9 protein-coding genes and 1 pseudogene are annotated in these 14,958 nt (G+C 41.2%); 6 read left to right on the forward strand and 4 right to left on the reverse strand.

Annotation, left to right across the window (positions count from 1 at the left end; translation table 11 throughout):
- Positions 1–1,255: 1,255 nt before the first annotated feature.
- The 6 genes and pseudogenes from cooS to MSKOL_RS20290 form a co-directional block, all read left to right on the forward strand.
- The gene (gene cooS, locus MSKOL_RS12270) at positions 1,256–3,181 is read left to right on the forward strand and encodes an anaerobic carbon-monoxide dehydrogenase catalytic subunit (protein ID WP_255351931.1); all 1,926 of its coding nucleotides are present in this window, start codon (positions 1,256–1,258) and stop codon (positions 3,179–3,181) included.
- A gap of 13 nt (positions 3,182–3,194) precedes the next feature.
- A complete protein-coding gene (locus tag MSKOL_RS12275; protein WP_048121315.1) occupies positions 3,195–3,704 on the forward strand; it encodes a 4Fe-4S dicluster domain-containing protein in 510 nt (169 codons plus the stop codon).
- A 179-nt stretch (positions 3,705–3,883) separates the two neighbouring features.
- Positions 3,884–4,339 carry a universal stress protein gene (locus MSKOL_RS12280; RefSeq protein WP_048121317.1) on the forward strand — a complete coding sequence of 152 codons (456 nt, stop codon included), beginning with the start codon at positions 3,884–3,886 and terminating at the stop codon, positions 4,337–4,339.
- 260 nt (positions 4,340–4,599) lie between these two features.
- Positions 4,600–5,538 carry a nucleoside recognition domain-containing protein gene (locus MSKOL_RS12285; RefSeq protein ID WP_048121319.1) on the forward strand — a complete coding sequence of 313 codons (939 nt, stop codon included), beginning with the start codon at positions 4,600–4,602 and terminating at the stop codon, positions 5,536–5,538.
- A gap of 904 nt (positions 5,539–6,442) precedes the next feature.
- On the forward strand, positions 6,443–6,898 hold the full coding sequence (locus tag MSKOL_RS12290) for a universal stress protein (RefSeq protein ID WP_082091127.1): 456 nt from the start codon (positions 6,443–6,445) through the stop codon (positions 6,896–6,898).
- A gap of 158 nt (positions 6,899–7,056) precedes the next feature.
- Positions 7,057–7,260: pseudogene (locus tag MSKOL_RS20290) on the forward strand (IS5/IS1182 family transposase); the annotation flags it as partial.
- Positions 7,261–7,459: 199 nt separating this feature from the next.
- Here MSKOL_RS20290 and MSKOL_RS12295 read toward each other — a convergent pair.
- From MSKOL_RS12295 to lonB, 4 genes are all read right to left on the reverse strand, one after another.
- On the reverse strand, positions 7,460–8,689 hold the full coding sequence (locus tag MSKOL_RS12295; RefSeq protein ID WP_048121321.1) for a clostripain-related cysteine peptidase: 1,230 nt from the start codon (positions 8,687–8,689) through the stop codon (positions 7,460–7,462).
- 648 nt (positions 8,690–9,337) lie between these two features.
- Complete coding sequence (locus tag MSKOL_RS12300) at positions 9,338–10,648, reverse strand: TldD/PmbA family protein (protein ID WP_048121323.1); 1,311 nt, start codon at positions 10,646–10,648, stop codon at positions 9,338–9,340.
- Between the two features lie 2 nt (positions 10,649–10,650).
- Positions 10,651–11,979 carry a TldD/PmbA family protein gene (locus MSKOL_RS12305; RefSeq protein ID WP_197078885.1) on the reverse strand — a complete coding sequence of 443 codons (1,329 nt, stop codon included), beginning with the start codon at positions 11,977–11,979 and terminating at the stop codon, positions 10,651–10,653.
- An 11-nt stretch (positions 11,980–11,990) separates the two neighbouring features.
- Positions 11,991–14,087 carry an ATP-dependent protease LonB gene (lonB, locus tag MSKOL_RS12310; RefSeq protein WP_048156638.1) on the reverse strand — a complete coding sequence of 699 codons (2,097 nt, stop codon included), beginning with the start codon at positions 14,085–14,087 and terminating at the stop codon, positions 11,991–11,993.
- Between the last annotated feature and the right edge of the window lie 871 nt (positions 14,088–14,958).

A 14,958-nucleotide genomic window follows, 5' to 3' on the forward strand; every position in this document is an offset into this window, starting at 1 on the left:
ATTCAATTCATACTCCTATTTTAATGTAATCTATATTTTTACAGGCACTTCTGATTTGAAGCTTGTCTACTCTATCGAATATTGTTCTTTATATAAGCTAATATCAAAACTAATATCCTAGTAATGTTATAAATATAAAATTATAATATTTCTCCCTGGTTTACGGTATTCAAAAAAGACTTTTAAGTCTTTATTAAATATTATATGAGTTTTACTAGAGAATCAACCCATTAACTCTATAAAACCTTCCATTTATAATATGTCAAATATTTTGAAATGAATTTTTATTGTTAGATTTCTAAGTTTAAACCGGGCCAGTAAAATAAGTTTAGAGATATAGTTTAGAGAGGTTTGCCTATAGATCTTTTTAGAGTGGAACCGCTAATTTTTGCACTACATGAAACTTTTGCTTAATTCTTTTTACTTATAAGCGGCTTTGCACAAGATCTCTCTTGCTTACAAGCACAATTTACTTATATACATAATAGGAAATAGGATTCCGTTCTTCCGTTTAGTAAAAAACTAATAAAACGTAGAATAGAGAAGAACCAATTGATTAATAAAAAACAGAGAAGAAGCTTTCAAAGCAAATTTCACAAGGATCCTTGTCAGGAATGGCATGTTTTTAACTTCTGATAAAACCTATAAAACATATCGGGGTTCTTTGTGCAACATTAATCTAAGCTTAAAAATAAACTGGAAAAAAGGTATATATCAGAAATTTGTTAATAAGCGACCTTTAGGCAGCCTCCAAAAAACTATCTACACAACTTATCTACACAACCTATCTACACAACAGTCGAAACACAATTTAATAGAACAAAATTTGAAAATAATGAAAGAGTGAACTAGCCTCTAAGTAATCCACAAACATATCAATAAAGTCAAGAATTTTTAAAGAGTTGATAAATGTTTGAGTTCTTCCAAAAACTCAATTCATTGTTCCAAATTCGAGATCAAGGGTGTCAATTTTGGTTTTAGGGTAAGCTCTATCTGAATATAGTTGCAGTTTTTTTTAAAAAAGTTTATAAAACAATAAAATTTGATAATTCTGAAGAATTTTTTCCATATTAACCAGTTTTAAGACTATACAGAGCTGGAAATCAAGAAATAAAAAATTAGCCAGGTAAAGTATTCAGGATCACAGATTTAGGGACTAATTCTTCAAATCAGAGTGTTTGATCCGAAGTTTCGGATAGTTCCAGAAGGAACAGAGAAAACAAACATGATATTCTCTGAATAAAATGCACAACCAATGAAAGTGTTTGCAGATGGCAGCATTTTCATGCTAAATGTGGGATATGAGATGAAGACGGAAATATATGAGAAAAGCATTGACCTTGCAAGCCAGAAAATGCTTCAGAAGGCCGAAGAAGAAGGCATTGAAACCGCCTGGGATAGATATGAAAAACAACTACCTCAGTGCAGTTTCGGGCAGCTAGGAGTTTGCTGTCGGAATTGCAATATGGGTCCATGCAGGATTGATCCCTTCGGAGAAGGAGCTCAAAAGGGAATTTGCGGTGCTACCGCAGATATCATAGTTGCAAGGAATTTCCTTAGAATGATTGCCGCAGGCGCAGCAGCTCATTCCGACCATGCAAGAGATGCTGTTCTGACCTTTAAGAAAATGAGTGAAGGAGAAGCTGGCAGCTACAGGATAAAAGATGAAGCAAAACTGCTGTCTCTTGCTTCGGAATATGGGATTCCCTCAGAGGGCAAAAGCCTGGAGGAAGTCGCAGGCAAACTTGCCGACACACTGCTTCAGGAATTTGGAAAACAGGACGGACATCTCCAGTGTACCAGAAGAGTTCCTGAATCAAGGCTCAAGCTCTGGGCCGAGCTTGGAATAGAGCCCAGGGGAATTGACCGGGAAATCGTGGAATGTATGCACAGGACTCATATAGGTGTGGACAATGATGCGGTTCATATCCTGCTGCAAGGACTACGCACAGGGCTTTCCGATGGCTGGGGAGGTTCGATGATCGCCACCGATGTCCAGGACGTACTCTTCGGAACCCCACAGCCTAGAAGAAGCACAGTTAATCTGGGAGTACTGTCGAGCGATAAAGTAAATGTAATTGTCCACGGGCACGAACCTATTCTCTCAGAAATGATCGTGGAAGCTGCAGAAGATCCCGAACTCCTTAAACTGGCAGAGGAAAAGGGTGCATCAGGCATCAACGTTGCAGGGATCTGCTGTACTGGCAACGAGACCCTGATGCGGCACGGTACTCCAATAGCAGGAACCTTCCTTCAGCAGGAACTGGCAGTAATTACAGGCGCTGTGGAAGCTATGGTTGTCGATGTCCAGTGTGTCATGCCCTCGCTTGGGGAACTTACAGGATGCTACCATACGAAGTTTATATCTACGTCCCCAAAGGCCGATTTTCCCAACACCGTAAGAATGGAATTCCATGAAAACAGGGCTTATGAAACTGCAAAAGAAATCGTAAAGATTGCTGTCGAAAACTTCCCTAACAGGGTTCCGGAAAAGGTTACCATACCTGAAGAGAAGCAGGAGTGCATGGTTGGCTTCAGTGCCGAAGCTATCCTCAGTGCCCTTGGAGGAAGCCCTGATCCTCTTATTGAGGCAATAAAAGGCGGGGCAGTTAGGGGAATAGGAGCTGTTGTCGGCTGCAATAACGTAAAAATAAAGCACAATTACGGTCATGTCAACCTCGTTAAAGAACTGATCAAAAACAATGTGCTTGTGGTCACAACTGGCTGCAATGCAATTGCATGTGCCGAAGCAGGGCTTCTTCTGCCGGAAGCCTCCGAAATGGCAGGCGATGGGCTAAAAGCCGTCTGTAAGGCTCTGGGCATACCCCCTGTCCTGCATATGGGCTCCTGTGTTGATATCAGCCGTATCCTTGTGCTTGCATCCGCGATTGCAAACCGCCTGGGTGTGGACATAAGTGATCTTCCAGCAGCAGGAGCAGCTCCCGAATGGATGAGCGAAAAGGCGGTTAGCATCGGGGCTTATGTGGTTTCATCCGGCGTATTTACCGTTCTCGGGACTATTCCTGCTGTTCTTGGAAGTCAGGCTGTTACGTCCCTTCTGACAGGAGGCTTGAACGGTGTGGTGGGAGCAAGTTTTGCGGTTGAACCTGATCCCCTTAAAGCCGCAGACCTGATGCTTGAGCACATTGACGAAAAAAGAAAGGCTCTGGGCTTGAACTAAGAGATGATTTACAATGAAGGATTTAATGATTCGCCCCGAACGCTGTATGGGCTGCCGCTCATGTGAGACTGCATGTGCCGTTGCACATTCCGAGAGCAAAAGCCTCTTTTCGGCTATAGGAGAAAAGCCGGCTCCGAAAAAACGCATCAATCTGGAGCCTGTCCCTGACCTTGGAGTTTCTCTTCCCATTACCTGTCGTCACTGTAAGGAGGCTCCCTGTGTTTCGGTTTGCCCTACAAAAGCTATCTATCAGGATGAAAACGCCAGCATGGTAAGCTATGACCCGAATCGTTGCGTAGACTGCTGGATCTGTTCTACGGTATGTTCACGTTTTACTCCTCTCTATCATATGATTCTTGTTATGGGCTGCTGGACCAGTTCCATGAATCACAATCGTAAGGTAATCAGCAGGCAAGCTGAAGCAGGGATAAAATGTGACCTTTGCGAGGGTAGAGATATGCCTGCCTGCGTTGAAGCCTGCCCTACACATGCCCTTATTTTCACAGAGGCGAACGAGGTTTAAAAGAAAAGTTACCTTAGCTGAACTGCCGTAGAACTTGCAAGTAAATAGAATCGTGATGGCGCATTCTCGGTTTCAAGCAATATTCCTATCTGCGCCATCGCTTCTTTCCTGAATGATACTTTATAAAGGATTATGTCATATCAACAACCATAACTTCAAAAGAAAATGGGGAGTCAGGTATGACTAACAGTTTTTACAGGAAGATAATGGTTGCAACCGACGGTTCGGAATCTGTTAGAAAAGCGGTCGAAACAGCAGTCGAAATCGCAAAAATAAGCGGTGCAAAGCTATATGCTGTGTACGTGATTGCTTCGGAAAGGTTTTCGATAACCTATCCAAAGGACATTGGATGGGAAAGGGCCATTTTTGAATACTTCAAGGCTGAAGGCAAGGAGGCTACGGCTTATGTCGAAAACTCCGGGAAAGCTGCAAATGTCGAGGTTGAGTCCGTAATCCTGCAAGGAATTCCTGCAAATGAGCTTGTCAATTTTGCAGAAAGAAGCGACATTGACCTTATTGTCATGGGCACGCTAGGAAGGACCAGAATTGAGAGGTTCTTGCTCGGGAGCGTGGCAGAAAATGTGGTAAGGCATTCAAAAAAACCGGTACTCGTCGTAAGGGGAGAAATTGCTTAAAAGGTCAAATAAACATAAAAAGGTCAAATAAAAAAATAAGATAAAAAAATAAGATAAAAAAATAAGATAAAAAAATAAGATAAAAAAATAAGATAAAAAAATAAGATAAAAAAATAAGATAAAAAAATAAGATAAAAAATAAGATAAAAAAAATCAGATAAACATAAAAATTAGCTAAATATAAATTTAAAATTTTTCATGGATAGAGTCCCAGACCTTTTCTGGATATATTTATTACTTTTCCATGGGAACAACTAATAATGATAGGCCTTTTCATCAAAGTACTTGATTTCGCGCTTCCAGTACTTGCAATGATTTTTGTGGGGCTTGTGGGTACAAGCGTACTTGTAGAACTCGGCCTGATGCAGAAATTTTCTAGGCTTGTAAGCCCTATCTTTGCCTACACTAACCTGCCCGATACCTGCGCTTCAGCTTTCCTGGTATCAATAGGGTCTACGGTAGCTGCAAATAGCATGCTTTTTCAGGCAAAAAAAGAGAATTGCCTGGAAAATCGAGAGGTCTTACTCTGTGCGATGATGAATTCTACGCCTGTTTATTTTCGGGAACTTTTCACTTACCAGATTCCGATAGTTCTGCCTGCACTTGGCCTTATGGTAGGGGGATTTTATTCTATTGTATTCGTAGTCACAGCATTATTCAAAATCCTGGTAATTGCAATTGCAAGCAAACTGTTCCTTAAAGGCAACTCCTGCAGAATCCCTGAACTGCAAAACAGGGAGAAAATCTCCTTGAAAAGTGCGATTATCCGGGCTTTCAGGAAAGAGTTCAGGATTTTTTTAAAAATTGCAGGAGTTTACGTTATTGCAACTACCATTATTTTTGTACTTCAGGAACAGGGCTTTTTCGAAATTTTCAGTGTGCTCCCCCTTGCTGAATTTTTTAAAATTCCTCCTGTGTCCATTGTCCCGCTGACAAGCTATGTGGCTAGCCCAATCCTGGGAATCTCACTTCTGGGCCCTATGATTCACTCAGGAGAAATTACAAACATACAGGCAATGATTGTGCTCATGCTTGGCAGTATGTTCATGCTCCCTATTTTTGCACTTCGAAGCCAGCTTCCAGGAAAAATAGCGATTTTCGGGACTCAATTGGGCTTTCAGATTGTCATATACTCAATGGCAATAAGCGTGTTTGTAAGGCTCGCAATCCTTCTAGTACTTTTAAGTATCGCTCCATAGTTCAGAGGCTATCAGTGGGAGCTAGCGGCGCAAGAGCGTAGCAATACGGAAGCTATCGGTGTAGGGGCAGTGGTACAGAAGATAGCAGTGAGGAAATTGTCAGGAGGAAATTTCTCTCAAGGTCTGTGACCAAGAATTGAACAGGGAGTTCTAACAGAAAAGATATTAAAAAAATAACTAAAAATTACTTGTATAAACTTAAGAAAGATATAAAAAATATGTTTGTGAACGGGGTTTTTTGGAGGAGGTTAAAATATGTTGGATATAATTATTGTCAATAACAATTGAGTTGAGCTTACCCGTTCACCATCCCTCAGTGAGGGTTAAGCTATATATAAGTGTTCTGGTGCGCAAAACGAGAATTCCTTTTTGTGCCATAATTGTAGGGAATAAATTCAACTTCAAGGGCTTTTTGTCCTTATATAGCTAATAAACGGAATTAATACAGTAAAACAATATTAATACAATAAAATCAATATTAAAACAATACTATTTTTTCTGTTGTATATCAGGGTTAAGGTAATCTTAATTAGTAAATAATAAAACTTAACGAAAAAGTAATTTATATATGACTCTATATATCAGTATTGGGAGATGTATTTTCCCGGCAATTGTGAGTAAATATAGAAATGTTTGCACAAGAGAGATTTTCCACGGATGTAATAGAAAGCTCCAGAATAAGAGTTTGTGCAATGTAGTGTAAAAATATAATTCTAATAATTGTAATGTAAAAATTGTAATGTAAAAATTGTAATGTAAAAATTGTAATGTAAAAATTGTAATGTAAAAATTGTAACGTAAAAATTGTAACGTAAAAATTGTAACGTAAAAATTGTAATGTAAAAATTGTAATGTAAAGATTGTAATGTAAAAATTCGTAGTATTAAAATTGGGGGATTTTATTTTGGAAGGCAAAAGTTACGACAAGATAATGATTGCAACTGACGGTTCGAAACAGGTAGAAAAGGCAGTCGAGGCAGCAGTTCAGCTTGCTATGTTTACTGGAGCAAGACTCTACGCCGTATACGTAATTGCCTCAGCGGGCTATACTCCGAGAAATTTCGGGTGGGAGGAGTCTCTGAGAGAAATTCTCAATGCTGAAGCGAAAAAAGCCGTTACTTTTGTTGAAGAGGCGGGAAAAACTTTGGGGGTTAAGGTCGAACCTGTAATTCTTGAAGGGCATCCTGCAAACAGAATTATGGAATTTGCAGAACAGGAAGACATGGACCTTATAGTTATGGGCTCGCTTGGAAGAACCGGGCTTGACAGGTTCCTGCTTGGGAGCATAGCTGAAAATGTAGTAAGGCATTCAAAAACACCTGTAATGGTCGTAAAAGGCGAAGCCGAAAAAGAAAATTGAAAAATGATAAGAGCCAGAAATTTTCATTTGTTTTAGGGCGGCTATCCCACCCTAAACAGGTTGTCCGACAATAACCTTCGGTAATTAACCTTTGGTAATAAGAGTTTTCTGTTCAATTAATATATTACTTATTTTATATTGATTCTTTGATATTATTTGTGGTATTCATCAAATCTTCAAAAAATCAAGTATTGAATTTACCTCCAGATATCCGAGATCTTATTCCTTCAGATCACATTTCTATTTGGTTGAGTCTTTTATAGATGAGATGGATTTTAGTTAATTTTAAAAGGTCTAATGGTTCTGGACATTCTTCATGTCATCCATGTATAATCAAAATTTTGCTTCAATCCGTGCAAGATTTTGCTTCAATCCATGCTTGAGATGGGATGTCGGTAACCCTCTGCGCTCCTGATGTAATTAAATTTCATGCGTCTTTGGAATAGGCCAAAATTTAAGGCCGGCTTCTAACAAAATCGATAGCTTTCAAGCAAGAAAATTCCTTAACCGATGACCAATAAATTAAATTTTTAGTTCTTCCCGATCATTACTTGTGGTATATTACTCGTGGTATTTTTGAAGCATAAGTGGCCAATTTTTGCAGTCTTTCGCAAATTTTAAGTCTGCATAATATTCCGAAACGGGAATAAGTGGCGGAATTAAATAGATTGATGCTCCACAACATTGGTCGTAGCCATTTCCGAGATGTGATTCTGCAATAATGAATTTTTTCGAATTCGGTTCGAATTCAGTGATAACTTTTTGTATCGCCTGATTTAGATTATCGTCCTGAATTAAACCTGATAATACCTTGCAGAAATGAGACACATCCCATAGAGAGTAGGTGCAAAAGCTCTTTGATTTGTTTTGAGCATTCTGCATATTATTAATTACATCAGGCATCTTATCGATCAATTCTTTAGCCAGCAAATCTAAACTCTTTGTGGCATCTTTAACTCTTGAAAGGTCGAAAGCCGACTGAGTCACATTAGATCGGCCCCATTTTTTGTAAGTTTCTGTATAAACCCTCACGATCTCACAACAAATATCTGGCGTTGAAATCTCCGGGGTTTTGGACAGAATGTCAAGTATGGCTTCGTATGGCCACCCTTCATTAGGCTCATTTGCCTCAGATGCAACAATATATTTTACGTATGGTGCTGCTTGATAGGCCACCTCTAAGTTACTCATAAGGCAAGCATCCATGCCCAGAATATCCAATGGTTGTCCAATCATTTCTTTTGCATAAGCAAGAACTTTGCCTAGCTCTATTGTGTCTAGAGAATGGCCTGATCCATCATCGATACAGATCTCTCTCAATTCCGGTAAGTCCAAATTAAGGATATTACTAATAGTCGTATTGAATAAGGTTCTCTTTAATTCTGAAGCTGATAAAAAATTCGCTTCACGTACATTCCAATTCCTGGTTCTCTCATATCTAGCGAGCCTGTCAAAATCACCAGGCTTCCACCCACCACCATGATTCCACAAAATCAATGCGTAGCGCTCGGCTGGATAATGTTTACAAGACCAGGCTATGAAATTCTCGAGGACAAGCGGATCTCCAGAGTCGGTTTTTCCTAAACATTCAACCTTCTCATTGATACCCCCGCGTTGAACATAAAAACGCCTGGTGCCTTCAATACCCGCATTATCAAATTGGACTAAAACATTAACTTCAGGGCTCGAGCCGACTTGCCTCATCTCTTTTAGATCTTCATCACCAGCCGTTGATAAATTATTATCGCCGGCCATATAAACCATGTACGTCCATTTGGCTTTCGTTTCCATTATCTTCACCTTTTTATTTAAAAGCTAATCTAAAAACTCAAAAATATTTCTTCGGATCAAGTACTCTGTCTTCGAATCAAGTAATCTGAGTGATCAAAGTTAAAATTCGAAAAATAATCCCCCACTTAATTCCCCACTCAAAACAACACAGAGCCGTATTTTACTGATTGTATTTTTTACCTGTAAAAGTGATGTTTTTTAATAGTTATTATATATAATTAAGAACATATAATTATTAGAGAATCTGTATTTAGGACTTATAGTCACAATTGCATGTAACCTATATTGGCAGGCAGATATTAAAATGTGAAAATTAATTGTTAATGATGTTTTTGAAACTATAGCTGTATCTCACATGTTCATGAGATCACATATGTCCCAACCATGGGTTCATATAAAAGTGGACTTGTGGTATTGACATGTTAGAAACAAGTTAGTTATATGGCAAAACAGATTCGAAAGGAGATGCACCGAAAATACAAAGTACTTGCCGAAAGCAGGATCTAAATAATAAAAAAGATCTCATGTAAAATAATTTTTATTAAAACCCTGGAGTAATAGTAATCAACCTTAGTAATCAACCTTAGTAATCAACCTTAGTAATCAACCTATCAATTCTTGAAAAAAGAGAAGGCTCTTTACGAGCCCTTAACCTATAACACTCATATCCGAAACCCGGATAGAAGGTGTAATTATTCCTCCAACTTTCCTGACATCAAAGCCTGCTCCTGAGATCTGCTTCAAGAGTTCGAAAGCATTGCCCGAAATCATGAGGGATTTTATAGGCTTATCGAGTGCTCCGTCTTTAATTGTGAAAGCATTTCTGGCTTCTACGGAGAAATCTCCTGAAATTGAGTTTGCCGTGTGGGCGCCGATTACTGTGTTTACGAAGACCCCGGACTGCGTATCAGCAATAACATCCGTCTGAGGATAATCAAGAATAACGTTCCTGAGTCCTACTGAAGGGGGGCTTGTATAAGAAGACCTGGAGCTGTTCCCTGTACTCCTTACGCCTGCTTTTCCTGCAGTATAACTGTCATAGAGGTAAGTCTCAAGCACACCTTTCCCGATCACGGTAGTGCGCTGCGAAGGAACACCTTCGTCATCCGAAGCCGATGTTTCAATTCCAGCTTCAATGAGCCCGTCATCGTAAATACTAAGTTCAGGCACCGCCAGCTCTTCTCCGACTTTGTCTATCAAGCCTGACCTTCCCTTCTGGACATTATCCGCGTCAAGTGAAGGAGCAAGCGCTTCTTCAATAATGTCTGAAATAGCAAACGGATGGAAAATCACATCAGTTTTTTGCGGTTCGATCTTTATTCCGCTATTAGACTTCAGGGCAAGATCGGCTGCATTCTTTCCTATGGAAAAGAAATCAATATCCAGTGAACGAGAAATCCCAAAGTCATAGGCTGTTGAAGCCTGCCCATTAACAGTAATGACATCCACAAAGCCGGAAACTGCTGTTGATTCCTCTTCGATTTCTATGCCATTAGTGTTCAGGATAAGTTGCTTGCCCTTTGACCGGGTAAAGCCTCCTGATGTTGGAAGCGTGCCTGGGACTTCTTTTGTGCCTTCAATAAGTGCCAGGGCATACTCAATACAGGATTCAAGTTCCAGAGTCTCGACTTTTTTATCAAAGATACCCGAGACAGTAGGATATTTCCCGTTAGAAGGAAGACTTACCCAATCAGGGTCGCTTTCTCTGACCCTGGCTTCGGCAACTGCGACCTCGACGGCATCCTCTATTTGTGCTGCCGAATTCGTGCTGGCAAAGCCAACGGCTCCGTTTACTATAGCACGGATTCCTATGCCTTCCGAAAAACGGTCTTTAGCGTTTTCAAGGGCATCTTTTCTAAAGTTCACACCAGTTGAGTGGTTTGCAGCGTAATAGATTTCAGCTTCTTCAGCCCCTGCTTTTTCCGCAAGCCTGAGGGCTTTTCTTGCAAGCTCGTACATCTTCAGGCACCTCCCACAAGGGCTTTTGAGATTGCAAGATGAGGAGAACCATCTGATACGGGTACAAGCTGCCCGGCTTTTCCGCATCTGCCTGCAGTCATTTTAAGGTCGTTACCCACAAGGGCCACATGGTTGAGAATCTCAAGAGTTTTGCCTGAGAGAGAAACGTCACGTATGAGTTCTGTGAGTTCTCCGCTCTTTATCAGGTACCCTTTTTCGGCATTGAACTGGAAAATCCCTTCTCCGGTATTTACCTGTCCTCCTCTTGAGCCTATGAGGTACATGCCATCTTTTACCTCTTCAAGCATCTCTTCAAACCTGGCATCCCCGTTATCTATGAAGGTATTGCTCATCCTGACAACGGGCATTGAATAGCCCTGAGCCCTGCAGTTCCCTGGAGTTCCCCCAAGTTTCGCTGCAGTTTCCCGGGAATGAAGATAAGAATTAAAAACCCCGTTTTTGATTATTTCTGTCCTTTTTGATTGTGCTCCTTCGGCATCAAAAGGATAGTATCCGAACTCGTGTAGGGTAGGGTCATCGATAATCGTAACAAGGGAAGATGCAATCTGTTCTCCGATCCGGTTTTCAAGGATGGAGTCCCCTTCGAGGACAAGATCGGCTTCAGATGCATGCCCCACGGCTTCATGGGCAAAAACACCAGCCAGTTCCTGGTCAAGGATCACAGGCATTTCTCCACCTTTAGGGGTTTTTGCTTTGAGAAGTTCAATTGCGGAGTTTCCTGCCTTGCCAGCAAGTTCCAGAACATTTTCTTTCTTGAAAAGCTCATACCCGTACCCAAAGCGGCTCTCTCTGCCTGCCTGGTATACGCCGTTTTCCGAGGCAACTGCCGAAACCGCAAAACCGACGTTCATAAGTTCATAAGCACATTCAATACCATCGGAACTCCTGTATTTGACTTTAAATTCGGATTCCAGGTACATTACCTTGGTACTGTTGATGCCCTTTACTTTTGCATGGGTTTCTATGCTTTTTAAAAGATCGACTTTTTCCTCAATAGGAACATTCCTTGGGTCGATTCTGACCTCAGGGAGATTCTTTACTTCCGGAGGATTTATGGTTGCGAGTTCCACGTCTTCCCTGGGGGTATGTGCGTTCATAGAAAAAGCAAGTTTTGAGGCCGCCTCTACGCCCTGTTTAAGGTCGACTTCCCCTTCCACAGATGTATAGCCCCAGGAACCACCACAGAGAGCCCTTACACCGGCCCCCCGTGTAAAGTTTCTGGATAGTTCCTCGATCTTTCCGTTATCCAGAATAATTGAGGTGGAACTGCCCTCAATTACCCTGCAGTCATAAAATTTAATATCCTGCATAATAGTCATAATCAGTTCCTGCACCCGAAAAGGTTCTTAGCCTGCACGGAAGCGGGTGAAACCTCAGGAATATCGAAGCTGAGCTTTGTAATGTTTCGCAATTTTTCGATAATTGAGTTCTTTTTCGGACCTACAAGGCTGTGTTCCATTACCTCCGCAATAGAGGAGACAGGAATAATCTGGATTTTTTCCTTGTACGCCTTTTCGATAAGGACATCTGCCTCGTTTGCTTTGGGGATAATTACTTTCTTAATTCCGGCCCGGGCTGCAGCCTCAATTTTATAGGTAACTCCACCTACAGGCAGGACATCTCCCCTGACTGAAAGGGAACCTGTCATTGCCACGGTCTGGTCTACAGGAATCTTCTCAATGGCAGATATGACAGCTGTTGCAATGGAAACTGATGCACTGTCTCCTTCAACACCTTCGTAGGTCCCTACAAACTGGATATGGACATCATGTCTGGATATATCCGTACCTGTCATGTTCTTAATAACGGCAGAGACATTTAGTACTGCTTCCTTCGCAATCGTCTTAAGCTTACCTGTTGCTATAATACGCCCTTCGGCTCCGGAAAGTGCCGGGGTGACTTCGGATACTATGGGAAGTACAATTCCTGAATCTCCACCCATGACTGCAAGCCCGTTGACTCTGCCCACAGCAGAACCTTTTCTAAGGAAGGATTCGTAATCTTTGCGGTTTTCCAGATAACTATCTGCAAGCTGCTGTTCAATAGATCTTGCAATTCTTTTTGCTGCAAGTACGTGCTCAGCGGTTGTTAATGGAGCGCCTTCGGAATGGGCAATGTCTCCTGCCACGCGTACAAGTCCACCAAGGTCACGAAGCTTCAGGGTAAGGTGCCCTTTCCTGCCTGCCCGCCTTCTGGCTTCCCGAATTACTTCTTCCACTGCACCTTCGTCAAAGTGAGGGATGTGCCCGTCCCGAACAACTTCCTGAGCAACGAAACGGACCATTTTCTTCCGGTTCTCAGGAGTATCTTCCATAGAATCCTGCATGTAAACTTCGTAGCCGTAACCTTTTATTCTTGACCTGAGCGCAGGGTGCATCTTCTGCACAGCGTCGAGGTTTCCTGCAGACACCATAATAAAGTCGCAGGGTACTGGCTCGGTCTTGACAAGAGCTCCTGAACTTCTCTCGGACTGTCCGGTAATCGGGTATTCCTTTTCCTGGAGTGCAGTCAGGAGACTCTGCTGGGATTCCAGCCTGAGAGTGTTGATTTCGTCAATAAAGAGCACACCCTTGTGGGCCTTGTGGATATCTCCGGCTTCTACTCTGTCATGAGCAGGAGTTTCAAGCCCACCGGACTGGAATGGGTCGTGCCTCACATCTCCAAGCAGAGCTCCTGCGTGGGCTCCGGTTGCATCGATATAAGGTGCATGCTCTTTGTCATAGTTTGAAACCGCCAGTTTCGGGATCATCATTTCTTCTTTAGGCAAGAACTGGCGGGTTAGCATGAGAATCATAATACCTGCAATAATGCCCCAGAGTAATTGACCAACAAAATAAGAATAGATGATAATGCCCACAACAAAAAGCATCATGAGCATATTTCTGGCCTGAGCTTTCTTTCTGGCCTCCATCTTGTGAGCCATGACGATTTCTCTGCCCTTTCCGGCAGGAACTTCCCTTATTTTAGGATTGTTAAGGTCTTCCATATTAGGATATACAAGGATATCCTTTAGCTCTTCTTTAGGGAGAAGTTCTGCCATTGCTTTCGCAAGCAGAGATTTCCCTGTTCCTGGGGTCCCTATCATCATAATGTGCCGTCTCTGACCAGCCGCTTTTTTTACGACTTCGACGGCATGTTCCTGACCCAGCACCTGGTCGATAAGAAGTTTGGGTACATCTATATTAGAAGTATTTTCAAAAGAAAAGCCGATATCAACATATTCATAATCGTCCTGATCGGACTCAGACTCGGCCTTTACTTGATTGGATTCAGGCCCGGTCATACCCCCACCGGACTCCTCCTTCTTCTGATCGGCCGTAGACGTGTCTACATCCTGAACGGGCTTGCTGATGTTTTCAGCGGGTTCGTCCATCTTCCCCGAAGACTCGTCTATGTTCTGATTATTATTATACACCATGGTTAGCTCACATATTCGAACGTTATTCAATAGACGTTACTGATCGATATATATACTTGACGTTATCGAAAAAATAAATGCTTTTAGTGATAAAATGATTGGCAAAAGGAGATGCCACAATAACGAGTTCCTCAAGTTACTGTGACCCCTCCATCTTTCTGCTAATTATATTAACTTACTGCATATATAATTAACCTGCCAGTATATCTCCCATTTATAGAAATGTTTTGTTATATAGAATCAATAGGACCTTTTTGTTGTTATATCATTTGCTAGATTTTTTTGTTTGGCTATAAAATGTAATGAAAAATTAATTCTCAAATCATTTAGATAATTTCAACTCTTTTATGCTATCCCCCCTATATATACATTGAGCATTATTCGCTAATTCATACTAGAGTTACTTAAGAGCTGATTCATAACTGGTTTAGATCATTTCAGATCAGTTCAGACCGTTCAGGTCAGTTCAGATCAGTTCAGATCAGTTCAGATCAGTTCACATAATTTCAGATCATTTCAGATCAATTAAGCCCAGTTCAAACCAGTTAAGACAATTCCAGATTATTTCAGATCATTTCAGATCAGTTAAGATTATTTTAGGCCAGTTTAGATCATTTCAGATCAGTTCAGACCGTTCAGGTCAGTTCAGGTCAGTTCAGATCAGTTCAGATCAGTTCACATAATTTCAGATCATTTCAGATCAATTAAGCCCAGTTCAAACCAGTTAAGACAATTCCAGATTATTTCAGATCATTTCAGATCAGTTAAGATTATTTTAGGCCAGTTTAGGTCAGTTCAGATCAGTTCAGACCAGTTCAGACCAGTTCAGACCAGTTCAGATCAGTGCAAGGTCAGTACAGACAATCTCAGA

The organism is Methanosarcina sp. Kolksee (assembly GCF_000969945.1).
GTDB lineage: Archaea > Halobacteriota > Methanosarcinia > Methanosarcinales > Methanosarcinaceae > Methanosarcina > Methanosarcina vacuolata.